General features: G+C 60.0%; 20 protein-coding genes, 1 pseudogene and 1 riboswitch. Of the genes and pseudogenes, 10 read left to right on the top strand and 11 right to left on the bottom strand.

The genetic code is table 11. The features are described from left to right. Positions 1-74 precede the first annotated feature (74 nt). From ACR3E6_RS19780 to ACR3E6_RS19760, 5 genes are all read left to right on the top strand, one after another. Entirely contained in the window at positions 75-497 is a 423-nt protein-coding gene (locus ACR3E6_RS19780; protein WP_171723662.1) for a universal stress protein, read from the top strand. A 16-nt stretch (positions 498-513) separates the two neighbouring features. After that, complete coding sequence (gene gcvT / locus ACR3E6_RS19775; protein WP_480488928.1) at positions 514-1,608, top strand: glycine cleavage system aminomethyltransferase GcvT; 1,095 nt, start codon at positions 514-516, stop codon at positions 1,606-1,608. Positions 1,609-1,625: 17 nt separating this feature from the next. Beyond that, complete coding sequence (gene gcvH / locus ACR3E6_RS19770) at positions 1,626-1,991, top strand: glycine cleavage system protein GcvH (protein ID WP_171638644.1); 366 nt, start codon at positions 1,626-1,628, stop codon at positions 1,989-1,991. A gap of 144 nt (positions 1,992-2,135) precedes the next feature. Continuing rightward, complete coding sequence (gene gcvP, locus ACR3E6_RS19765) at positions 2,136-4,991, top strand: aminomethyl-transferring glycine dehydrogenase (RefSeq protein ID WP_210092824.1); 2,856 nt, start codon at positions 2,136-2,138, stop codon at positions 4,989-4,991. Between the two features lie 104 nt (positions 4,992-5,095). Further along, complete coding sequence (locus ACR3E6_RS19760; RefSeq protein ID WP_480488926.1) at positions 5,096-6,097, top strand: helix-turn-helix domain-containing protein; 1,002 nt, start codon at positions 5,096-5,098, stop codon at positions 6,095-6,097. 69 nt (positions 6,098-6,166) lie between these two features. On the opposite strand, the gene ACR3E6_RS19755 is transcribed toward ACR3E6_RS19760, so the two are convergent. From ACR3E6_RS19755 to ACR3E6_RS19730, 6 genes are all read right to left on the bottom strand, one after another. Beyond that, a complete protein-coding gene (locus ACR3E6_RS19755) occupies positions 6,167-7,144 on the bottom strand; it encodes an HpcH/HpaI aldolase/citrate lyase family protein (protein ID WP_480488924.1) in 978 nt (325 codons plus the stop codon). 18 nt (positions 7,145-7,162) lie between these two features. Further along, a complete protein-coding gene (glyA, locus tag ACR3E6_RS19750) occupies positions 7,163-8,458 on the bottom strand; it encodes a serine hydroxymethyltransferase (protein ID WP_480488922.1) in 1,296 nt (431 codons plus the stop codon). A 78-nt stretch (positions 8,459-8,536) separates the two neighbouring features. Further along, positions 8,537-9,508, bottom strand: a complete 972-nt coding sequence (locus ACR3E6_RS19745; protein ID WP_480488920.1) for a 2-hydroxyacid dehydrogenase — start codon at positions 9,506-9,508, stop codon at positions 8,537-8,539. Continuing rightward, positions 9,508-10,395, bottom strand: coding sequence for a succinate--CoA ligase subunit alpha (sucD, locus tag ACR3E6_RS19740; protein ID WP_480488918.1), 888 nt, complete (start codon positions 10,393-10,395; stop codon positions 9,508-9,510). The genes ACR3E6_RS19745 and sucD overlap by 1 nt, the downstream gene beginning before the upstream one ends. Continuing rightward, positions 10,395-11,591, bottom strand: coding sequence for a malate--CoA ligase subunit beta (locus ACR3E6_RS19735; RefSeq protein WP_171230724.1), 1,197 nt, complete (start codon positions 11,589-11,591; stop codon positions 10,395-10,397). The genes sucD and ACR3E6_RS19735 overlap by 1 nt, the downstream gene beginning before the upstream one ends. Positions 11,592-11,606: 15 nt before the next feature. Then, the gene (locus ACR3E6_RS19730) at positions 11,607-12,848 is read right to left on the bottom strand and encodes a pyridoxal-phosphate-dependent aminotransferase family protein (RefSeq protein WP_480488916.1); all 1,242 of its coding nucleotides are present in this window, start codon (positions 12,846-12,848) and stop codon (positions 11,607-11,609) included. Positions 12,849-13,068: 220 nt separating this feature from the next. Between ACR3E6_RS19730 and ACR3E6_RS19725 the strand changes: the two genes are divergently transcribed. From ACR3E6_RS19725 to ACR3E6_RS19705, 5 genes are all read left to right on the top strand, one after another. Then, on the top strand, positions 13,069-13,698 hold the full coding sequence (locus ACR3E6_RS19725) for a response regulator transcription factor (RefSeq protein WP_245218233.1): 630 nt from the start codon (positions 13,069-13,071) through the stop codon (positions 13,696-13,698). A 22-nt stretch (positions 13,699-13,720) separates the two neighbouring features. Beyond that, the gene (locus ACR3E6_RS19720) at positions 13,721-14,566 is read left to right on the top strand and encodes a Rossmann-like and DUF2520 domain-containing protein (protein WP_480488914.1); all 846 of its coding nucleotides are present in this window, start codon (positions 13,721-13,723) and stop codon (positions 14,564-14,566) included. Positions 14,567-14,743: 177 nt separating this feature from the next. Beyond that, on the top strand, positions 14,744-18,457 hold the full coding sequence (locus ACR3E6_RS19715) for a hypothetical protein (protein ID WP_480488912.1): 3,714 nt from the start codon (positions 14,744-14,746) through the stop codon (positions 18,455-18,457). Beyond that, positions 18,450-19,448 (top strand): hypothetical protein, encoded by a 999-nt coding sequence (locus tag ACR3E6_RS19710; RefSeq protein ID WP_480488910.1) that lies wholly within the window; start codon positions 18,450-18,452, stop codon positions 19,446-19,448. Before ACR3E6_RS19715 ends, ACR3E6_RS19710 begins: the two co-directional genes overlap by 8 nt. A 76-nt stretch (positions 19,449-19,524) precedes the next feature. After that, positions 19,525-19,737 (top strand): hypothetical protein, encoded by a 213-nt coding sequence (locus tag ACR3E6_RS19705; RefSeq protein ID WP_171725151.1) that lies wholly within the window; start codon positions 19,525-19,527, stop codon positions 19,735-19,737. 104 nt (positions 19,738-19,841) lie between these two features. On the opposite strand, the pseudogene ACR3E6_RS19700 reads toward ACR3E6_RS19705, so the two are convergent. The 5 genes and pseudogenes from ACR3E6_RS19700 to ACR3E6_RS19680 form a co-directional block, all read right to left on the bottom strand. Beyond that, positions 19,842-20,423 (bottom strand): annotated as a pseudogene (locus ACR3E6_RS19700) (energy-coupling factor ABC transporter ATP-binding protein); the annotation flags it as partial. Between the two features lie 65 nt (positions 20,424-20,488). Continuing rightward, positions 20,489-21,268 (bottom strand): cobalt ECF transporter T component CbiQ, encoded by a 780-nt coding sequence (gene cbiQ, locus ACR3E6_RS19695; protein ID WP_480488908.1) that lies wholly within the window; start codon positions 21,266-21,268, stop codon positions 20,489-20,491. Then, positions 21,268-21,843 (bottom strand): cobalt ABC transporter permease, encoded by a 576-nt coding sequence (locus ACR3E6_RS19690; protein ID WP_210093899.1) that lies wholly within the window; start codon positions 21,841-21,843, stop codon positions 21,268-21,270. Before ACR3E6_RS19690 ends, cbiQ begins: the two co-directional genes overlap by 1 nt. Beyond that, the gene (gene cbiM, locus ACR3E6_RS19685; RefSeq protein ID WP_480488906.1) at positions 21,840-22,451 is read right to left on the bottom strand and encodes a cobalt transporter CbiM; all 612 of its coding nucleotides are present in this window, start codon (positions 22,449-22,451) and stop codon (positions 21,840-21,842) included. The genes ACR3E6_RS19690 and cbiM overlap by 4 nt, the downstream gene beginning before the upstream one ends. Before the next feature lie 6 nt (positions 22,452-22,457). Continuing rightward, a complete protein-coding gene (locus ACR3E6_RS19680) occupies positions 22,458-23,243 on the bottom strand; it encodes a DUF4198 domain-containing protein (RefSeq protein ID WP_480488904.1) in 786 nt (261 codons plus the stop codon). A gap of 132 nt (positions 23,244-23,375) precedes the next feature. Further along, positions 23,376-23,575: riboswitch (cobalamin riboswitch) on the bottom strand. Positions 23,576-23,667: the final 92 nt, after the last annotated feature.

Genomic DNA, 23,667 nt, shown 5'->3' with positions numbered 1-23,667 from the left:
GGCCCGACCAAAACGGGGGGCCATCCCGGCCCCCCGCCTTTGAAACCGAATTCAATATCTCGAGGAGAGACGTGATGGCCACTAAAATCCTGCTGCCCATTGATCACACCGACGACCGCTCGTGGAAACTGGCCCTGTCGACCGCCTTGGAACAGGCAAAGTTCTACGGTGCCGAACTGCATGCGGTTGCCGTCATCCCCGAGATCATCCAGCTGCCGAACCTTCCCGCCAACTATGGTGCCGGCGCAAAGGACCACGTGCGGGGTGCGGTTCAGGCGATTCTGGATCATGCCAAGGCTTCCGACGTGCCGGTCCATGTAGAAGAAGGCAGTGTTTACCGCGAAATCCTGAAGCTTGCCTACAAGGAAGGCTTTGATCTGATCGTCATGGCATCGACCAAGGGCGATTTCCCGAACTACGAGATTGGCCCGAACCTGGCCCGTGTCGTGCGCAATGCGCATTGCACCGTCATGGTCGTCCGCGACCAGTCCCGCTGATTGAAAGGTTGAAGAAATGACCACACCGAAGCGCACGCCCTTGTATGACCTTCACGTCGAACTTGGTGGCAAGATGGTTGATTTTGCGGGTTGGGAGATGCCTGTTCAGTATCCTTTGGGGATCATGGGAGAGCATAAGCAGTGCCGTGAGAAGGCGGCGTTGTTTGATGTGTCTCACATGGGTCAGGTGATCCTGCGCGGTGAGAATGTGGGTGAGAAGCTGGAAGCTCTGTGCCCGCAGGCCTATGCGACGCTGAAGGAAGGCAAGGCGCGGTACGGGTTCTTCACCAATGCCGAAGGCGGGATCATGGACGATTTGATCGTGTCGAATGCGGGGGATCACTACTTTGTGGTGGTGAACGCGGCGCTGCGCCATCAGGACATTCCGCATATGCGCGACAATCTGGACGGGGTTGAGGTGACCGAGATCTTCGACCGCGCGCTGGTGGCCGTGCAAGGCCCCAAGGCCGAAGATGTGGTGGGCGCGCTCTGCCCCGCGGCGCGCGATCTTAAGTTCATGGAAACCACGATTGCCGACATCCTGGGTGTCGAATGCCGTATCTCGCGCCTGGGCTATACCGGCGAGGACGGGTACGAGATCTCGATCCCCGAGGATAAGGCGATCGAGATCACACGGGCCTTCCTGGCGCATGAGGAGTGCGACCCGGCGGGTCTGGGCGCGCGCGACAGCCTGCGGCTTGAGGCCGGGCTGTGCCTCTATGGCAATGACATCGACCAGAGCACCTCGCCGGTCGAGGCCAGCCTCGGCTGGGCGATGCAGAAGCGTCGCAAGGAAGAAGGTGGTTTTCCGGGGGCGGAGCGTATCCAGCGCGAACTGGCCGAGGGCGCAGCCCGCAAGCTGGTGGGCATCAAGCCCGACGGCCGTGCGCCGGCGCGTCAGGGCGTGGAAGTGCAATGCCTAGAGGGTAACACCATCGGTCAGATCACCTCGGGCAGCTTTGGCCCCACGGTCGGCGGCCCGGTTGCGATGGGTTATGTGAGCAAAGGCCATGGCGCGCCGGGCGAGAAGGTGAACCTGATCATCCGGGGCAAGGCGCAACCGGCGCAGATCGTGGCGCTGCCCTTCGTCAAACAGAATTACAAGCGTTGAAGTCAGGAGAGAGAAGCATGGCAACCTATTATTCCGAAGAACATGAATGGCTGAGCGTCGAAGGCGACACCGCCACGCTGGGCATCACCAAACACGCGGCTGAACAGCTGGGTGAGGTGGTGTTTGTCGAGCAGCAGGAAGTGGGCGACGAGTTCGAGAAAGACGGCGAGATCGGCGTGATCGAATCCGTCAAGGCGGCCTCGGAACTCTATGCCCCGGTCGATGGTGAGATCGTCGAGGTGAACGAGGCGCTGGCCGACAATCCCGGCGCGCTGAACGACGACCCCGAGGGCGAGGCCTGGATCTACAAGATCAAGATCAGTGACGCGTCGCAGCTCGAGGATCTGATGGACGAAGCCGGATACAAAGCCTTCATCGGGTAAACCCGAACGGAGTCCCGGCATGGGGCTCCATCGAATTAATTGATGCCGCCGAATTTGGGCCCCGCCCTTCATCTGGCAAGAAATATCCCCGCCGGAGGCTCCCGCAGTCTCCGCCGGCCCTGACCTATCCATGGGAGCGCTGCAATGGCCTTCAAACTGACCGACTACGAAGCCTATGATTTTGCCAACCGTCGCCATATCGGTCCCAGCCCGACCGAGATGCGCGACATGCTGCAGGTGATCGGCTTCAAGACGCTGGACGAGCTGATCGACGCCACCGTCCCCCCGGCGATCCGGCAGAAACAGCCGCTGGACTGGGGTCCGGCGATGACGGAACGCGATGCGCTTTTCCACATGAAACAGGTGGCGGGGAAGAACAAGGTTCTGACCTCGCTGATCGGTCAGGGCTATTACGGCACCACCACGCCTGCGCCGATCCTGCGCAACATCCTGGAAAACCCGGCCTGGTATACCGCCTACACGCCGTACCAGCCCGAGATCAGCCAGGGCCGACTCGAGGCGCTCTTGAACTTCCAGACCATGGTCAGCGACCTGACCGGGCTCGATGTGGCCAACGCCTCGCTTCTGGACGAAGCCACCGCGGCGGCCGAAGCCATGGCGATGGCCAAGCGCGGCGGCCGGTCCAAGGCCAACAACGCGGCCTTCTTCGTTGACAAGAACTGCCACCCGCAGACCATCGCGGTGATCAAGACCCGGGCCGAGCCTCTGGGCATCGACGTGCAGGTCGCCGACCCGGATCAGCTGGACGCGGGCGCGGTATTCGGCGCGATCTTCCAGTATCCGGGCACCTATGGCCATGTGCGCGACTTCACCGCCGAGATCGCGGCGCTGCATGAACACAAGGCCATCGCCATCGTCGCCGCCGACATCCTGTCGCTGGCGCTGCTGAAGTCACCGGGCGAGATGGGCGCGGACATTGCCATCGGCTCGACCCAGCGCTTTGGTGTGCCGATGGGCTATGGCGGCCCGCACGCCGCCTACATGGCCACCACCGACAAGCTGAAGCGATCCATGCCGGGCCGGATCATCGGTGTGTCCATCGACAGCCGCGGCAACAAGGCCTACCGCCTGTCGTTGCAGACCCGCGAGCAGCACATCCGCCGCGAGAAGGCGAACTCGAACGTCTGCACCGCGCAGGCGCTGCTGGCGGTGATTGCTTCGATGTATGCGGTCTATCACGGCCCCGACGGCATCAAGGCGATTGCCCAGTCGGTGCACCGCAAGACCTCGCGCCTGGCCGCCGGCCTGGAAGAGGCGGGCTTCTCGGTCGAACCCGAGGTGTTCTTCGACACGATCACGGTCGAGGTCGGCCATCTGCAGAAGACGGTGATGGAGGCCGCCGTGGCGCGCGGCGTCAACCTGCGCAAGGTGGGCGACACCCGCGTCGGCATCAGCCTGGACGAACAGACCCGCCCCGAGACGATTGAGGCGGTCTGGGGCGCCTTCGGCATCGACCGCAAGGATGACAGCTCGAACAAGCAATACCGCCTGCCGGATTATGCGCTGCGTGAAAGCGCCTATCTGACCCACCCGATCTTCCACCAGAACCGGGCCGAGGCCGAGATCACCCGCTATATGCGTCGTCTGGCCGACCGCGACCTGGCGCTGGACCGGGCGATGATCCCGCTGGGGTCCTGCACCATGAAGCTGAACGCCACGATCGAGATGATCCCGGTCACCTGGCCCGAGTTCGGCAATCTGCACCCGTTCTGCCCCGAAGATCAGGCGCAGGGCTATCACGAGATGATCGCCGATCTGAACGACAAGCTGTGCCAGATCACCGGCTATGACGCGATCTCCCAGCAGCCCAACTCGGGCGCGCAGGGCGAATATGCGGGCCTGCTGACCATCCGCAACTATCACTTTGCGCGCGGCGAAGGGCACCGCAATGTCTGCCTGATCCCGACCTCGGCCCATGGCACCAACCCGGCCTCGGCGCAGATGGTGGGCTGGCAGGTCGTGCCGGTGCAGGCGGATGACAAGGGCAATATCGATGTCGCCGACTTCCGCGCCAAGGCGGAAAAGCACTCGGATCATCTGGCCGCCTGCATGATCACCTACCCGTCCACTCATGGTGTGTTCGAGACCACCGTGCAGGAGGTCTGCCAGATCACCCATGACCACGGCGGCCAGGTCTATATCGACGGCGCCAACATGAACGCCATGGTGGGCCTGTCGCGCCCCGGCGACATCGGCGGCGATGTCAGCCACCTGAACCTGCACAAGACCTTCTGCATCCCGCATGGCGGCGGCGGCCCCGGCATGGGTCCGATCGGCGTCAAGGCGCATCTGGCCGAGCACCTGCCCGGGCACCCGGAATACGGCACCGCCGTGGGCCCGGTCTCGGCGGCGCCCTTCGGGTCTCCGTCCATTCTGCCGGTCAGCTGGGCCTATGTGCTGCTGATGGGCGGCGCGGGTCTGACCCAGGCGACCAAGGTGGCGATCCTGAACGCCAACTACATCGCGGCGCGGCTCAAGGATGCCTATCCGATCCTCTATACCTCGGAAACGGGGCGTGTGGCGCATGAATGCATCCTCGACACCCGGCCCCTGGACGCCGAGGCGCATGTCACCGTCGATGACGTGGCCAAACGCCTGATCGATTCAGGCTTCCACGCGCCAACGATGAGCTGGCCGGTGGCCGGCACCCTGATGGTGGAACCCACGGAGTCGGAACCCATGGCCGAGCTGGACCGTTTCTGCGATGCCATGCTGTCGATCCGCTCGGAAGCGCAGGACATCATCGACGGCAAGATCGACGCGGAAAACAACCCGCTGAAAAACGCCCCCCACACGGTGCGCGATCTGGTCGGCGACTGGGACCGCCCCTACACCCGCGAACAGGCCTGCTTCCCGCCGGGTTCCATGGGCGTCGACAAATACTGGTCCCCCGTCAACCGCGTCGACAACGCTTACGGTGACAGAAACCTCGTCTGCACATGCCCCCCAATGGACGCATACGCAGACGCCGCGGAATAGGGAACCGGGCGTAGCAATCCGCGGTTTGCCCAAGCGGATTGAAATCCGAAAATGAGGGCAGCGTCCAGCGAGGCGCTGCCTCTCGTCAATTCGATGGAGGAACAATGAAACACTATGTCCTCGCAAATGATCGCGCCGACCTGGCAAAGACCGCGCCGGAAGTGCCAGAAAGATTAAAACACATCGATGTTATCCTCAGCGACACGCGGGCGCTGGCATCGGCTGAAATCGTCGTCGAGTTCTATCAAGCTCTGAACAGCCTGGTCGAAAACTGCTCTTACGTCGTCAATCTCCGGGTGTCCGGAAATGACTCGGTTGGCGGGCCTCTTTATTGGACAGGTCGAACGGCAATATTCTGGGGCGACCTGGAGAACAACTGGGACGTCTCCGGTCCGCGCAGAAGCTGGATTTCGCAAGTTCTCAACCTGTCTTCAAGGACCGTTCTGGTCGGCGGAGCCGTCCTGCTGCTGGTGCAACTGGGCAGAGCGGGCCGAAACATCGTTGCGGTTCATCCCAACTTTGCTGCGGCCGCGCTGGAAAGCGGATTGGAAAGCTGCGGTGCGGCAACCCATCTGGCCGCCGACGGGCACCCCCACAGCGCAACCAGCAGACTGAGCGCGTTGCGGCTGTTGTCCGAATTCGTTTCCATGGATCACGGAGAGCATATTGCGGACGCACTGCGCAGCTATATTGGTCTGACCGAACCCACGCAAAAACACGAAAGCAGGTTGGCCGCCCGGTTGGTGCACAGGGCAAAGGGTGATCTTTTGGTGGTGCGTACTTTGGATGCGATGCAGGAAAACATCGAAGATCCTCTGACGATTTCCGATCTTTCCCGTTTGCTCAAAACCTCGACGCGGCAGCTGCAACGACGGTTCCTGAGCAAAACCGGTGCAAAGCTTCTTTCCACGTACAAGGAGCTTCGTCTGGAACGGGCGCAGAACCTGTTGCAGTTCACGAACATGTCGCAGATCGAAATCTCGGCAGCCACTGGTTTTTCATCGACCGTCGCTTTGAAACGTGCGTTTCAACGCTGCTACAAAACCAGCCCGGATGATGTGCGCGACCGTCGGTTCATGGGGTCGATGGCGCCGGAAGGATCCTAGCACTTCTTCGACGTGCGCAACGGGCGATAATATCGCGTGGGCAGTTTGCCCACGCAACTTTGGTTTGGTTCACGCCGCAGCAATCTGGCTTGCCTTTTCCACCAGCACTTCGGCCTGACGGATCGAGGCGTAATCTATCAGCCGGCCGTCCAGCGAAACAGCGCCTTTTCCATCGGCTTCGGCCTCGGCCATGGCGACCAGAATGCGCTGAGCCTTGTTGACCTCGGCGTCCGACGGCGACATCACCTCGTTGGCAAGTGCGATCTGGCTTGGATGAATGGCCCATTTGCCCTCGCAACCCAGAACGGCGGCGCGTTTTGCGGCAGCCTTGTATCCGTCCGGGTCCTGAAAATCACCAAAAGGTCCGTCAATCGGGCGCAGCCCGTTGGCGCGCGCCGCAACCACCATGCAGGCCAGTGCATAATGCCACATATCACCCCAATGGGTCTGGCGCCCGCCGTCCGAATCCGTATCCGTCAAAACAGAGTAGTCCGGGTTCACACCGCCGATGATCGTGGTGCGCGCACGGGTCGAGGCCGCATAGTCGGCCACGCCGAAGTGCAGGCTTTCATTGCGCTTGGATGCTGCCGCAATCTCACTGACATTCTGCATGCCAAGCGCGGTTTCGATGATGTGCTCGAACCCGATCCGTTTTTTGTAACCCTTGGCGTCTTCGATCTGGGTCACCAGCATATCGACGGCATAGACATCAGCAGCCGTCCCGACCTTGGGGACCATGATCAGATCAAGGCGTTCACCAGCCTGCTCGACCACATCGACGACGTCGCGGTACATGTAATGCGTGTCCAGACCGTTGATCCGAACCGACATGGTCTTGTTGCCCCAGTCGATGTCGTTCAGCGCCTGAATGATGTTCCTGCGGGCTTGTTCTTTTTCATCCGGCGCAACAGCGTCTTCCAGATCAAGGAAAATAACGTCCACATCGGATTTGGCTGCCTTTTCGAACATTCCGGGTTGGCTGCCGGGTACGGCCAATTCACTGCGGTTCAGTCGGGCTGGGGCTTGGTCGATGGAATGAAAGCTCATGGATTCGGGTCCTTCGTCTTACAGGTTCGGATAGATCGGGAATTTGGCGCAGAGGTCTGCGACTTCGGCCTTGACCTTGGCTTCGACGGCGCCGTTGCCGTCTTCGCCATTGGCAGCCAGGCCGTCGACCACTTCGATGATCCAGTCGGCGATCTGGCGGAATTCGACCTCGCCGAAGCCGCGGGTGGTGCCGGCGGGCGACCCCAGTCGGATGCCCGACGTGATGGTCGGCTTTTCGGGATCAAACGGCACGCCGTTCTTGTTGCAGGTGATATGCGCCCGGCCCAGAGCCTTCTCGGTGGCGTTGCCTTTCACCCCTTTGGGGCGCAGGTCGACCAGCACCACATGGGTGTCGGTGCCGTGGGTCACCGTGTCCAGACCGCCCTTGATCAGCTGATCCGACAGCGCCTGCGCGTTGGCGATCACCTGCTTGGCATAGTCCTTGAACTCGGGCCGCAGGGCCTCGCCAAAGGCCACGGCCTTGGCCGCGATCACATGCATCAGCGGGCCGCCCTGAATGCCGGGGAAGATGGCCGAGTTCACTTTCTTGGCGATATCTTCATCATTGGTCAGGATCATGCCGCCGCGCGGGCCGCGCAGGGTCTTGTGGGTCGTCGTGGTCGCCACATGCGCATGGGGGAACGGGCTGGGATGTTCACCCGCCGCCGCCAGACCGGCGAAATGCGCCATGTCCACGTGCAGATAGGCGCCCACCATATCGGCGATCTGACGCATGCGGGCAAAGTCGATCTGACGCGGGATGGCCGAGCCACCGGCGATGATCAGCTTGGGCTGGTGCTCTTTCGCCAGCGCCTCGACCTGATCATAGTCCAGCATGTTGTCCTGCTGGCGCACGCCGTATTGCACCGCGTTGAACCACTTGCCCGACTGGTTCGGGCGGGCTCCGTGGGTCAGGTGACCACCGGCATCCAGGCTCATGCCCAGAATGGTGTCGCCGGGCTTGATCAGCGCCTGAAACACGCCCTGATTGGCCTGAGAGCCAGAATTGGGCTGCACATTGGCGAATTCACAGCCGAACAGCTGCTTGGCGCGGTCGATGGCCAGGTTTTCGGCAATGTCGACAAACTGGCAACCGCCATAATAGCGGCGACCGGGATAGCCTTCGGCGTATTTGTTGGTCATCACCGAGCCCTGCGCCTCCATCACGGCGGCAGAGACGATGTTCTCGGACGCGATCAGCTCGATCTCGTCGCGCTGACGACCCAGTTCCGACGTGATCGAGCCAAAAAGCTCGGGATCACGATCAGCAAGGGACTGGGTGAAAAATCCGTCTGAACGGTGCAGGGCATTCACTGGTCATATCTCCTTATAGAGGAACGCAACGCAGCCACGGCTGCGTTGGACGCCATTGCGTGATGTTTGAAGGTGGCCTCAGATCACGCGGTCCCGAGGTTCGCGGCCGTCGAAGAAGTCGCTCAGATTGTCGAGAACCCGGAACCCCATCGCTTCGCGCGCTTCGCGGGTCGCGCTGCCCAGATGCGGAAGCATGACGAGGTTGTCGCATTGCAACAGGTCCGGGCTGACCCGCGGTTCACCATCGAAAACGTCCAATGCAGCGCCGCCGATCATGTCGAACACCAAGGCCTGGATCAGCGCCCATTCATCGATCACTTCGCCCCGTGCGGTGTTGATCAGAAATGCGTCAGGCTTCATCAGGCCAAGTCTGCGCGAATTGATCAGATGGCGGTTGGCTGCGCCGCCCGGACAGTGCAGTGAAACGAAGTCACATTGCGGCAGCAAGTCATCAATGGTGTCCACCTGTCTTGCGTTGCATTCGGCGAGAACATCGGGCGATACGGCGCTACGGTTGCAAACCAGCACGTCCATGCCGAACCCGTGATGCGCACGGCGGGCCATCTCCTGTCCGATGCGGCCATATCCGATGATGCCCAGTGTCTTGCCGCTGACCTTGGTTCCGACCAGATGCGTGGGCCGCCATCCTGTCCACTGACCTGCACGCAGCTCGCGTTCGCCCTCACCCGCCCGACGCGCCACCATCAAAAGCAGCGTCATGGCGATATCGGCGGTGCACTCAGACAGAACGTCGGGCGTGTTGGTCACGGTCATACCCAACTCGCGTGCCGACGGCTCGCAGATATGGCTGTAGCCGACGCCGTAATTGGCAAGGATTTTTGTCTGCACACCCGGCACATCCAGTGCCTCGGCGCTCAGCGTGTCCGTTACAGTGGGCAGCACGGCGTCATAGGATTTCAACGCTTGCCGGGTTTCAGCCGGGGACATGGGTTTGTCGCCGGTATTCAAAACGGTGTTGTAGTTCTCGGCCAGCTGCGCCTCGACGGCAGCAGGCCAGCGACGGGTAACCAGAACCGATGGTTTGACCATCACGCAGCCTCCATCACGCGGGCGATCGTCTCACCGATCACGGCAGGGTTTTCGGCCACGGTGACACCTGCGGCGGACAGGATCTCGACCTTTTCGCTGGCGCTTTCGCCGAAGGCCGAGATGATCGCCCCCGCGTGCCCCATGGTACGGCCTTTCGGAGCGGTCAGGCCGGCGACATAGGCGATCACCGGTTTGGAGATGTGGTCGCGGATATATTCGGCGGCTTCCGCTTCCTGCGGGCCTCCGATTTCGCCGATCATGGCGATGACATGCGTGTCTTCGTCGTCTTCAAACCGTTGAAGGATGTCCTTGAATGACGATCCGTTGATCGGGTCGCCCCCGATTCCGACACTGGTCGAAACGCCGATCCCGCGCTCTTTCAACTGGGCCGCCGCCTCATATCCCAATGTCCCCGAACGGCCGATGATCCCCACATGTCCGGGAAGATAGATATGCCCCGGCATGATGCCCAACAAAGCTTTTCCGGGCGAGATGGTGCCGGCACAGTTCGGACCGGTCAGAACCATGCGTTTCTCTTTCGGATAGCGATACATGTACCGTTTCACCCGGATCATGTCCTGTGCCGGAATGCCGTCGGTGATGCAAACGCAATAGCGGATGCCCGCATCGGCGGCCTCCATGATGGAATCCGCCGCAAACGGGGGCGGTACGAAGACCAGGCTGGCATCGGCGCTGGTGGCTTCGACGGCCTGTTTGACGGTGTCAAAAACCGGAACGCCTTCGACGGTTTCGCCCCCCTTGCCGGGCACGACGCCACCCACCACGTTTGTGCCATAGTTCAACATGTCCTTGGTGTGGAACCGCGCCATGCGCCCGGTGATGCCCTGCACGATGACACGCGTGTCACGATCGAGAAGAATGCTCATTACACAACCCTCATTTTGGTGCCCTGAGTAAGGTCGTTTTTCCAAGCGCCCACAGCGCGTTCTGCCGCCTCCATCAGCGTCGTGGCGCGAATGATCGGCAGGCCCGATTTGGCAAGAATTTTCTGGCCTTCTTCGACATTAGTGCCGGCCAGCCGCACGACGACGGGAATATCGAGGTCAAGTTCCTTCAACGCCTGAACGACTCCTTCAGCCACCCAGTCGCAGCGGTTGATACCGGCGAAGATGTTGACCAGAATGGCCTGAACATTGTCATCCGACAGGACCAGCCGGAACGCCTTGGCCACCCGTTCAGGCGACGCGCCACCGCCGATGTCGAGGAAATTTGCAGGCTCGCCGCCTGCCAGCTTGATCGTGTCCATGGTGGCCATCGCCAGACCGGCCCCGTTGACGATGCAACCGATATTGCCGTCAAGCCCGACATAAGACAGCCCGCGATCCGCAGCGCGGCTTTCGCGCGGGTCTTCCTGGCTTTTGTCGCGCAGTTCGGCGATCTGCGGGTGGCGGAACAGAGCGTTGTCGTCAAAGCTCATCTTGGCATCCAGCGCCAGCACCCGGTCGTCACCGGTGATGACCAGCGGATTGATTTCGACCATCGTGGCGTCAAGATTGCTGAAGGCGGCATAACAGCCCTGCAGCGTCCGCACCATTTGCTGGATCAGTTTGGCTTCAACCCCAAGATTGAAGGCGATTTCACGGGCCTGAAACTCCTGAAGCCCGACAGCCGGTTCAACGATGGACCTGACAATGCTGTCGGGGCGGTCGGCCGAGATGTCTTCGATCTCCATCCCGCCTTCGGACGAGGCGACGATCATCACCCGCTGGCTGGAGCGATCCAGAACAAAGCCAAGGTAGATTTCCCGGTCAATCGGCACTGCGGCTTCGACGTAGACACGATAGATGCCTTTGCCTTCAGGACCCGTCTGATGCGTCACCAGTTTGCGACCGAACAGATCATCGCAAGCCTTGTAGATTTCGTTTTCGCTGTTGCAGAGCTTGACCCCTCCGGCCTTGCCGCGCCCGCCTGCATGGACCTGCGCCTTGACAATCCATTTGTCGCCACCCAGTTCGCGCGCCCGATAGGCCGCCTGTTCTGGACTGTAGGCAAGCGCGCCGGCGGGCACGTCGACGCCGAATTTCGAAAGAACTTCTTTCGCCTGGTATTCGTGGATATCCATCTGATGCGCTCCTGTTTAAGCAGCTATTGAAGTGCCGTAACGGCTTTCCAGCAGAGCTTCGATCGCGTCTTGGTCGACCTCTCCCCCCAGCTCACGAATGGCTTCGGCGAACAGGCGCACAATCCGGCTGACGGCCTCGCGATTCAATTGATTTAGGATGCCGATGCGCACCTGCACCGGTTCGCTCAAGGTGGGCCAGATGCCAAACCCGCGGGCGCGGCAGTTCTGCACCAGTTCCATCTCGCGGCCAGAAAGCTCGGAAGGCAGGTTGAGAACGATCAGGCTGGGCATGTCCGAGGTGACCTCGCACCCCATCTCGGTCACCGCGTCCCGAAGAACCTTTTCATGCGTCCGGTAAGACATCGACCGCTTGGCCAGACCTTCCTGCAAGGTCAGGCGCAATGACTCGTGGAATGCCGCAACCGCATATCCGGAATGGGTCCGGTGATAGGTGCCCTTTTCCACGTCTTGCCCATCGACGATGCCCCAGTGGCGGGCCTCGAAGATCGGATTGTGTACATAGGTATAGGCACCTGTGGATTTCAGTGCCTCGATATAGGCATCGGTAAAGCTGACAGGGGCATAGGTCAGCGGCAAGCAGCACAGGCCTTTCTGCGGGCAGGATGCCCAGCCTGCCACACCCGGATAGTCATCGATCGCAAAGTCTTCGACACCCAGAGACGAGACCGCATCGATCAGCCCCATGGTGTCATGACGTTCACATGCGTCCGAGAAACCGCGCAGATCGTTCACCCTGCCCGATCCGGTTTCCCAATGCGCCATGAAGGCCCATTTCGGCTTGTGCTCGGCCAGAGTCGCTTCAATCAGTTCAGCAGTCACCCGCTGGCCATGTGGAACCTCGACTACCGTGACACTCGCCGCCTGTGGGTCAAGCGGGCTGGCTGCGTGCTCGGCGGGCGTTGCCGCCTTGATCCGCAGCGTCAACGCGTCGATCCCCGAGAATGTGCCGTTGGTGAATGCAACAACCTTGTCACCGGGCATGACGGCCGAGAACATGGTGTCCAGCGCGCTCCAGCCGGTACCCGCGACGGCGAACGTATAAGCGTTCCGGGTGCCCCAGATTTTCCGCAGCATGTGCTTGCATTCGATCATGCCCCTGAGGACATCGCCTTGCATGTGATCGGCGACCCCTGCGCCGGCGAAGGCTTTCAGGACACGCACATCCGTATTGCCCGGCCCCGGCCCTGCGGCAAGGGTCTCGGGAATTTCGAGCGGAGGGAAAATCTGAAAGGTCATGGTCTGACATCCTCGGCTGTTGGCCGGGTATTGCGGCCTGATGGTTCAAGATACCGGTCAGAAAACGCGAGCTTGCCGGATGGCGCAACGTAACTTACTACTGCTTTTGGATGGCTAATAGTGTGGGTAATTACCTACCCGTTTTGGCAAAAATACGACGGTATACCGAAATCTACCCCACCCTTTTGGGTAGTATTTTGTAAAATATGGGCAAAATCATATGGTTGAGACATCGGACAAACCCATCGACATCATGCTTGCGGACAGCAACCCGCTGGTTCTGTCGGCCATGTCGGAAATTTTCGAACGTGATCCCCGATTCTCTCTGGTCGCCACGTCGGCAACGGCAGAAGGGTTTTTGGGAACGGTGATGCGGATACCCGTTCAGGTCGGTGTCGTGGACTGGACGCTTCCGGCCCTGGGCGCTGCCAAACTGATCGAGGTGCTGCGCGATCAGGCCGATGCACCGCGCTTTGTCATCTATGGCGATACCTCTGGGGATGTCCCGCGATTGGCGATGCAGGCGGGCGCCGCTGGATTTGCAGCCCGCTCGGGCGAGGTCGAAGGCCTTCTTGAGACCTGCGCCGAAGTGGCAGCAGGCAAGATGGTGTTTCCGTTCATCGACGTCCGGAAGATGAAACAGGATCCGATTCAAAGCCTGTCGCGCAAGGAACGCGCCATTTTGGAGGCCCTGGCACAGGGGATGTCGAACCGGGAACTGTCCAAGGAACTTCAGATATCCACCAACACGGTCAAGTTCCACCTGTCCAATATCTATGAGAAGCTGAACGTCAAAAACAGAACTCAAGCCATTGCGTTTTTCTATTCGTCCCACCGTGGGGCGGACTAAACGACAAGAACAGAGAGCCCAGATGACTGAAATCAAAATTAACGTTGTCGGTGCCGGGCGGGTTGGCAAAACGCTGATCAGCCTTCTGGATGGCACTGATGGCTGCCGGATCCAGGATATTCTGAGCACATCCTTTCGGTCGGCAAATGAAGCCGCCCAGTTGTCCAAAACCGGGCGCGTTGCCGCAAGCTATGCCGATCTGCGGCCAGCTGATCTGTGGATCCTCTCAGTACCCGACACGCAAATTTCTGCGGTGGCCTACGAATTGAAAGAGGCGTTCGAAAACCAAGAAAAAACCGGGAAGCCTTCAGTGGCTTTCCATTGCAGCGGCTATTTTCCTGCCGAGCACCTGGCGCCGTTGCGAAGCCTCTCATGGTCTCTGGCCAGCGTTCATCCCGTCCTGTCTTTCGCCGATCCACAGGCCGCTGCCGCGCAATTCAAAGAGGCGCTGTGCGGGTTGGAAGGCGATGAAGACGCCACAGCGTTCATTCAGCAGCTTCTGGAAGGATTGGGAACCACCTGTTTTCCCATCCGGTCTGAAAGCAAAAGCCTGTATCATGCAGCCGCTGTGATATCGAACAACTTCGCCGTTGTCTTGCAGGCCATCGCCCGCGAAGCGTGGGCCGAGGCCGGCGTGCCGGACGAAACTGCCCGCAAGCTCAACGCTGGTTTGTTGAGCAGCACAGTCGAAAACGTCAACCTTCTTGGCCCGCAATCTGCCCTGACCGGTCCGGCGGCAAGAGGGGACGCAGAGGTCGTTGCCCAGCAGGGCGCGGATGTAGCGGCGTGGCATCGCGATGCAGGTGAAATTTACAAGCATATGAGCCTGCTGGCGCAGAAGCTGAAGGCAACCGGTTTCACGAAGTAATCACCAGATCCATTGCTGCAAGGCATTTTGGATCCTGCGTTCGAAACGCGTCGCGGAAAAGGCGGGCCCGGGCCTTTCTTTTGCGAATCCCTGAAACATGTTACGTTGGGTCAACTTTCGAGATTTGATTTTTCCCGGCACTCAGTTTCTTGCAGCGCTTTCCTACGAGGTGACTTCATGTCCGACTCCAGCAGTGAGCCCCCGCGCATTACGCTGTCCCTTCCGACCTCTCGACCCAATCCCACGATCTCGGCGGAACTCTCGGGATCGGCCGGTTTTACGGCTGACAGCCTTGACGATCTCAGGCGCGTCGAAGCCGAGAAGCTCAAGGCGCTGCGCCGTGGTGTCGGCATTGACCTGTCTGCTGAGGTGATCAACGATCTGGTCGATCAGCGCGTTCAGTCCACCGGTGCCGTCTTTCGTCAGCTTGAAACCATACGCAAGGATCTGGCCGACGGGTTTCTGGGCGCTGTCGTCCCAACCCTTGCCCCGAAACTGCGCGGTGAACTGATCAATCCCGACGGCACCCCTGCCGAGCGGGTAATCGTTGAAGCGCTGCGCCCAACCTTTACCGCTAGTGAAGGCATCGACAACGCGGATTTTTCATGGGCTGTAAAAGCCGCCGTAACGGATGCGCGGGGCCTGTTTTCGCTTGATCTGCCCAATCTGCGCCTGCCGCAAAATGGCCTCAGATTGCGGATTCGCGGGCAGAACACCACTCTGACCGAGGCAGTGCCGCGCATTGATGCATTGGATGGTGAATTGGGCCTCGTGGTGCTGGATCGCACTGTCCTCCCTTTGCAGCGCTCGATCCTGGGTGAGCTTGCCGATATTCTGCCGGTGGATCCCGAGGATGCGGAAGAAAACATATCCGACTTCGCCGGCACGCAGGCCCCTATCGTGCTGGGCGAAGGTGATTGCGCTTCGGAATACCGAACCGAAGGAGGCACGGTTTCGCGGCGGCGATATTCGGTTCTTTACCGGTTGATCGACCCGCTTGTCGGGCCGAAAAACATCGTTCGCACCCGCCCCGTTGGCGGCAATCGCTTTGTCACGACAATTCCGGGCGGCACCTTTGCGCAGGCCAATCTTTCTGCCGAAACACTGTTGAGCGCATTCAACAATGACGGCGGAGACTGGGATTTCCGCGATCGGATACCGATTGACGAACCCATTGATATCGAGGATTTTTTCGAAGATCTGGAACAGCGCCCGCAGGATGTGCCAAAAGCTTCCAGCCTGGCGCTTGGCTATATCGCCAAGATGCGTTCAACCGCCGTTCACGCCGGAATGTCATTGGGGCGTCTGGTCTATTCCCTGCCGCTTGCCCCGGGCGAAGAGCAACGGATCGTCGTGTCGGAACAGCGCGAAACCCTGACCGTGCGCGAACGCGAAAGCCTGACCTTCGAGGAACAACAGGAATTCGAAGAGGCGCGCGACACCTCTTTCGACAGCACATTCGAAACCGCATTGGACGAAGTGATCCGTGGAACATCCTCTTTCTCGACCAAGGCGTCCACAAAAAGCTTCGGGGGCGCCGGCGGCATTGGTGGCGGTCTGTTTGGCGGCATCGGGGCCATAGTGGGCGGGGTCGGTTTCAGCGGCGCCCGTTCCAGCTCCAACTCGTCAGGCAGTTCGTCCAACACGCAGAACACGTCACGCGATTTTCTGTCAGACACGCACGAGACATTCTCGGCCGCGCTGGAACGGGCCGCTTCGGTCAAGCGAAGTTCGGCCCGAACAAGCGTTCGTACAGCCACGGCAAGTGATCGGCGGACGGCGACGACAAAATTCGTGGCCAACCGCAACCACTGTCATGCAATGACGATGCAATGGTTCGAGGTTCTGCGCGACTTTTCCCTGGAAACGCGGATCGAAGGCGTTCAATTGGTGGTCTTCGTTCCCATGCAGCTCATCCGCTTTCGCCGTCTGGGGCAAGGCGATCAATTACCGGGCAATGTCAGCCGGTCCGGATTGCTGAGCCGGTACAAGGTGATCCTGCGCCACGCAGACGTTTTCCGCCGCGTGTTCCGAAACCGTCGCAGATTCCGCACCGCCCTGAAACTGCTGGAAGAGTTTTACGCGGACAAGGACGCGACACCGCAGAATGCTCCGGGTGTCGCGCAGGACATCGTCAGCTTCGAGGCGCAGGGCACTTTCATGCCCAATGATGACATATCCGCGGTGATCTTCACGCAGGATGGCGACCGCGTTGGGCCAGTGCCCCTGACCGGATCGCCGATCGACATCGACAACCTGCATGACTTGCCTGCCGAGACACGCGAAAACCTGCTGGTTCGGCTGGCTGACGCGCGCCGTGATCCAACCAACCGGCGGACTTATACCGGATCCGTGGCGTTGCCCCGCTCGGTCGAACGTTCCGACATCGCCCGCGTCGAGTTGCGCAGGCGGACGGGCTCTTTTGCCTATTCATTCTATACCGGCCCGGACCCGATCAACATCTTCAACATTTGGGAACATATCTCGAACCTGGAAGATGCGGATGATCTGGATCGCGCCACACGCAACATCAACCGGAGCCTTCACACGACGATTTCAGGCTCGGATTTCGACGATCTGGTCGGCGCGCCGATGATCAGCGAGTTCGAAGCGCGCATGAATGAGGACGCACAGACCATCGTCGACGACAACACATTCCAGGCTTTGCCTGCGACCCTACCCTATTCGGTACAGGAAGTGCCGGATGTGTTGTCACGCCGTGATCTGCGGCGGATCGAGGAAATGTATCAGCATATCGTTGCCGACACCGTTCGCTATTCCCGCGTGATCTGGGCCAGTATGACGGATGAGGAACGGGCCATCCTGCTGGAACGCTTCACCATCGGCGTGCCCGATGGCGGATTGGATGACGCCTCAAGCGAGATATCGCTGCTCAGCACGGTCCAGAACAAGGTGTTGGGCTTCTATGGCAATGCAATGATCATGCCGTTCTCGATCCCACCCGATCTGGCCGACAGAATGGAGATGCGGACCGGCGACATTCAGGACAGCCTGCTGGCCTTCCATCGCGAAGACTTCCGACCACCGCGCCGCACGATCTCGCTGCCGACCAGGGGCCTGTTGGGCGAGGCTGTTCTGGGCCGCTGCAATTCCTGCGAGATGATCGACCATCGCCGCTTCTGGAACTGGCAGGACAGCCCGACGCCACCCCCGGTCGGCGACACGCCGGTCCTGCCCGCGGACAGCGATGCGATCTTTGGCGCCCGTGCGCCATCAGACCTGCCGGCCAATCAACCTTCGAACACGCTCACCATCGCCGGTGGCGACATTGGTACAGGCCAGGCCGTGCCCACTTCGCAACTGGCCGAGATCCTCAAAGCCGCGCCTGATCTTGCACGGGCGGGAACCGATCTGACGGGCCTGAAAGAGTTGCAGGCGCAACTGGCCCTTGAAACGCAATCGGTCGCCGCCGGTCGGGACAAAGCCATAGACACGGCGACGGATCTGACCAAAGAGCTTGTCGGCAAGGCCACTGAGCTTGCGGGCAAGGGGCAAGAGATCGCTGCGGCCCGCAAAGAGGAAGAAGCCAAAAAGCAAGCCGCCGAGAAGAAAAAGACAGCTGCCGACAATGCCGCAAAGCTCAAGGGGTTTGAGGATATCGCCAAGAACGCTTCGGGAGTTTCCGCTCTGATTGGCGGGCAACCGGATGGCAACCGGGCCGGTTTCGTTCAAAACCTGTTCAAGGATTTCCCCGGTGGTGCTGCGGCTCTGGCCAATCCTTCCAACACGTTGCTTCTGGCCAAGCTTTTCGGGGCCTTTACCAAAGCCAATACGGATGCGGATGACGGCAGCGCAACCAAGGCCGGCAGCCAATCCGTACTGGATTTCCTCAATGGCCTGAGCGCCCCTGCGGAGGACGACGATGACTGACACCAGCACAAATGCAACCCCCGAACCGGGCATCGATGAAAGCCTTGCCGAGGCCATCATCAATATTCTTGAAACCACCAATTCCCCGGCGATTCAGCGCGCCCGAGAGGTTATAGCCCACAGGCTGGCCATCGCTGGCGACATTGCACCATCCCGCATCCCTGCCCCGCGCAACATCACCGAGATCGGAGGCTATATCAATCTGCTCAGCGAGTATGGAGAGGCCGAACAGCGCGCGCGCATGATCGCGGCGGCGCTGGGCATAGCAGGGCCGCAGATTTCGCTGCCACAGCCCGGTGCCGTTCCACCGTTGTCCTTTGTCACACGTGACGGTGCCCGACCTGCGGGGCCACAACAACCCAGCTTCCCGTTGACCTATACGATCCGTAGCGACTTTGTTCCGGCATTTGACAATGCGGTGCAGGAAATCACGATCCGTGGTGGCGCGGTTCCGATTTTGACACCTGTCAGGATCCTGCCTGCTGCGGGGTCTGCACCCGCAACAGACGGCTCTGCGCAGCTGGCTCTGATCGGTCGTACACTCAGCCTGGCGCCAACAGCGGCTTTGCACGCCGTGGCGACAGACCCTTTGTCGCTCAGCCGTCCGACGGCTGGTGGCGGGTTCGAAGTTATGGTTCGGGTCATCGACGCCGCCGCACCGATCGCCGGAACCATCGCGGCGGCGAACTGGACAAGTTGGGAATGCGATGCCGCTGCCTGTACCGAAGTCGACAGCAATGATGCGCGCTTTGCGCTCATACCACTGCTGAACGCCGCCGGGTGGCACCAGCCCGCAGATCCCGGCAATCCGAACAGTCTGTCAAATCCCGGAACCTGGGCGGAATGGCGCAACATCACCGGGCTTGTGCCGGGCGTCACGCGGTTTGCGGATGAGCTGCAACTGCTATATTCCGCAGAAATGCTCATTACTTCACCGGTCTTCAATCAACTGGACAATGTCTGGACTGGAAGCGAGTTCGCCGCGCCATAGCACGGCTGCCTGAAACGCAGGAAAGTGATTTGGCAATGCGTCCATCATGGGGTTCAATGCCTTCAGGAGGTCAGCCATGCAGAACCCCGAACGTTTCGAGAAATTCTATTTCGCCAAAGTCGGCATGGGCGAAGCCTGTGGCTGTGCCGAGCGGATAATCGACGTGTTCGAATTCAACCGCAAAGGCGGTGCGCAATCCAGGCAACCTGTCAAAGAGGACAGGCGCAGACGTGGATCCTTTGGGGCATGGGCGGTCAAATATGGGCTGATGAGCCGCAGGCGCACATAGCCAAGGCCTGACGACGCACAAAGTTCGCTTTCCGTTTCATGGCGTGGCTCAGGCGGTATGATTGCATATCTAAAACCACCATGTCCGGTTGCCACGAGAACAGGTCAGACCGGCACCAGCTTCCCGTCGCGAAGATCCAGTTCATCGGGCGCCAGTTCCAAGCGGAATGTTGGCGAATGACTGACAAGCAAAATCGCCTGCGGCAACGCGCGCAGGATTTCCAGCAGGCGCGCTTCGTTTTTTGTATCCAACGCATTCGTCGGTTCGTCCAGCAACAGCACTTCGGGTTCCATCGCCAGAACCGTCGCCAGGGTCACCAGCCGTTTTTCACCGCCTGACAATTTGTGGGTAATGCGGTTCTTCAGATGCATCAGGTCCAGATCGCCCAGAACTTTGTCGACGATGGCAAGTGCCTCGTCACGGGTCTTGCCCAGATTGAGCGGGCCAAAAGCGACGTCTTCGGCGACGGTCGGGCAGAACAGCTGATCGTCCGCATCCTGAAATACAAGCCCCACCCGGCGGCGGACCTCATGGAAATCAGCCTCTTCCACGCGTTGCTGACCAAAAACGGTGACGGTGCCCGAACACGGGCGCTGCAACCCAAGCAAAATGCGCAGGAGCGTCGATTTTCCCGCTCCGTTCGGGCCTGTCAGGGACAGGCGCTGCCCCGCGCTCAGGCTCAGGCTTGCCCCGTCCAGAACGGGTGGCTGGCCGGGGTAGGAAAAACAGATGTCTTCAAGCGCGATCAGTGTCATGCGAATTCCAGAATGATCAGACCCAGGCAGAGACCGCTGAAACCAGCCGCAAACACAATGTCCGCGCGGGTCAGGGCAAATTCCTGAAGCAACGGCATACGCCCGGAAAACCCGCGGCACTTCATCGCGGCCAGGATGCGTTCCGATCTTTCGATCGCGCGCACAAGCATCATACCCACAAGGTAGCCAAAGCTGCGATATGTGTGCCAGTTTGTTGCTGGCCGAAAACCACGTACCTTCATGGCGGACCGCAGCCGCAGGTATTCTTCGCGCAAGACCTCGATATAACGGATCGTGAACATCAGCAGGTAAACCAGCTTTTCCGGGCACCGCAGACGATGCAGGGCGTGGCCCAGTGTGACCGGCTCCATCGTCCCGACCAAAACCATCAGGGACAGGATCACGGCATTGGCGGTCAAGGCAATCTCGACCGTTTTCCAAAAACCCTGCCAGCTTGCAGGGAATCCCCAAAGCGTGAACATCGGATCCCCGGGCATGGAAAAGGGCAACAGGACCAGCATGAACAGGATGAACCCATCCATCATGGCCATTCGCTTCAACGTCTTTCGCCGCGGCAGACGTGAAACTATCAGAAGCGAAAGCGACACTGTCAGCGCCGCGCAAAGCGCGCCGAGGGATGACACCGCCACGGTCACGACTGCAAAAACAACTGCCATGACGATCCGCATCCGGGGATCCAGCAGGCTGATCAGACCTTCTGGCCCGTCACCGGCTTCGGACAGTGTTTTTTCCTTGTGCCCCAGAACGTGTGCCATCAGGACGCCAGCTTGCGGCGGGCCGCCATGTAAAAACCCAGACCAAACAGACCAACGATGTACCCAATCCCGCCAAGGATGGTTTGCAGGTCGTTCTGTTCGCGATAGGCCGCAATCTCGCGCCTGAGCGGGCGCAATTCGTCACGTATGGCCTTGGCGATAACCTGCTGTTCTTCGGCGCTGAGAGACGCCGCCGAACCGCTGGCCTGCGTCACAGCAGCCGAAGATAAGTCACCGTTTTCTGCCACGGCAATGCCCATGATCCGCGCGACATCTTCGGCAGGCATCGTGACTTCGGCCACATGCCCGGCGCCAAGGTCGGCAAAGAAGGTGTGCGCCACGGCCGAGGTCGGCGTGTAGACAAAGAAACCGTCCGCATCCGTGACCGATCGACCCAGCTCGGCCCCATCCAGGCCGGTAACAATGACCTCGGTGCCGCTTGCCATGTCGCCGTTGGAAAAGCCGATTTCGCCCTCGATGACGTCTCCCGACTCGAAAACGCCGGCTATGACCTTGTGCGCCAGGGCAGGCACAGGTGCGCAGCACACGGCCAATATGACAACCAGATGCTTCATGTGGCTGCTTCCCTTATAAACAGCTCGGGCTTGACCTTGCGCGCCAACAACACGGAGAACCCGGTCAAAATCGCCTCAATGGCCATGACAGGAATATGGGCAAAGAAAACAAGCCTGGCGGCAGGCAGAAATTCATCTCCCGACAGCGCCAGGGAAAACGCGACCATGCCGGTTGTCGCCGCAATGGCAAATGCGCCGCCGACGCCCCCCCAAATCGCACCTTGCAAAGGCGTTCCACGCGCGATCAGACGACCGAACAACATTCCGGCCACCACAGCTGGAAAGGCGATGTTGACGGTGTTGATCCCCAACACCGTCAACCCGCCAAAGCCGAAAAAGACCGCCTGTAGCAAAAGCCCGACGAACAAAGCCGGGAATGCGGCCCAACCAAGCAGCAGCCCGGCCATGCCGTTGAGGATCAGATGGACCGACGACGGACCAATGGGTACGTGGATCAACGATGCCACGAAGAAACTGGCTGACAGCACGCCCGCAGTGGGGATGCGATCAAGATCCAGAGACCTGAGACCCATGGCGATCCCGCCCGCGGCGGCTATGGCGCCGCCAATTACAACCGGGTTGGAAAGGGCTCCGTCGACGATGTGCATCTTGGGTTACTCCAGATCCCAGGCGCGAATCCAGATGACCGCATCCTGGCTGAGTTCTTTGCCCTCATGTTCGGTTGCCGGACCGGAACCAAGTGCTGCGAAACCCCAGTAACCGGCATTTGGAACACCGAACGAAAAATACCCGTTGTCGTCAGATATGGCGACCACCGCACCACCCGGCATCGGAGAGACTTTCGGTGCAGAAGCGGCCGAACTTTCCATGTCGGGCTCGGCGGCCATGTACTCGATCTCGATTTCGACCCCCGCAACCGGCTGACCATCAGCCAGCACACGGCCCGTGAAAGTCGAACCCGCGATGATGTTGGTCGGCTTGTTCAGCGGGATAATCTCGGTCGGCAAACCTACGGGATTCATCCAGTCGGTCGGCAATTCGTTGCGGTTCAGGAAGGCTTTGGTGAGCTGTTGGATATAGATGTCTTCGGATTCCTCGTAATAAGGCTGAGGAACCGTCACCAGCACATAGTCGCCCGACCGTTTGACCGGGACACTGCCTTTGAACGCCACGCCCTCGTTTTCCCCGCCGGTGAACCGGATAGGTTCCAACGTGTCCAGCAAATCGGTCTTTTCACCGTTGTGGATCACATAGAATTCCTGCGGCTTTTCAAGATCCATGACGTGGCCGTTCTCGAACGGATGCCAGAAAATCAGCTTGACCGGCACATCGCCCGGTTTCTGGATCATGGTATCGGTAGTGTATTCCAAAAGAAAATGCGCATCTGCGATGGCGGGAAGAGCCACCGCGGCAACGGCTGCGCTGAGCAGCGTTTTCATGAACAGTCGTCCTTGTCCCGTCGCGCCAATCCCGGCGCGAAATTCGTTTTGACTACGGGACATTCAACGCCAAATCACCCTTTCAGGCATCCTGGTACGACGCACATCCCGTCGCCGATTAGGAGTGCCCCTTATGAGGACACATGTCCGGCAGGTATCCTGACTTGCGGGTCAAAGCGTTGGACTGGCCTTCCCGGGGCAAACCCCAGTGGCGTTTCAGCCCTGCTCGCCGCTTACAGTTGCGGGTGCAGTTGCGGAATTGGGCCTGAGCCCGCACCGCATTCCCTATTGATTCCAGAGCAAGCCCCGGAACCGGACATGCCGAGCGGCTTGCCAGACAACTCAGCCTTCCGTCAACGAAAATGTGTTACGGCCATCGAAAATTATGAGCTCGGCAGTTTGCGAGAGTGAACCGGTTTGTGAA

It is taken from the genome of Ruegeria sp. AL3 (assembly GCF_056536065.1).
Note: the sequence above shows the minus strand (reverse complement) of the source record. Positions and strands in the feature narration are given on the sequence as shown.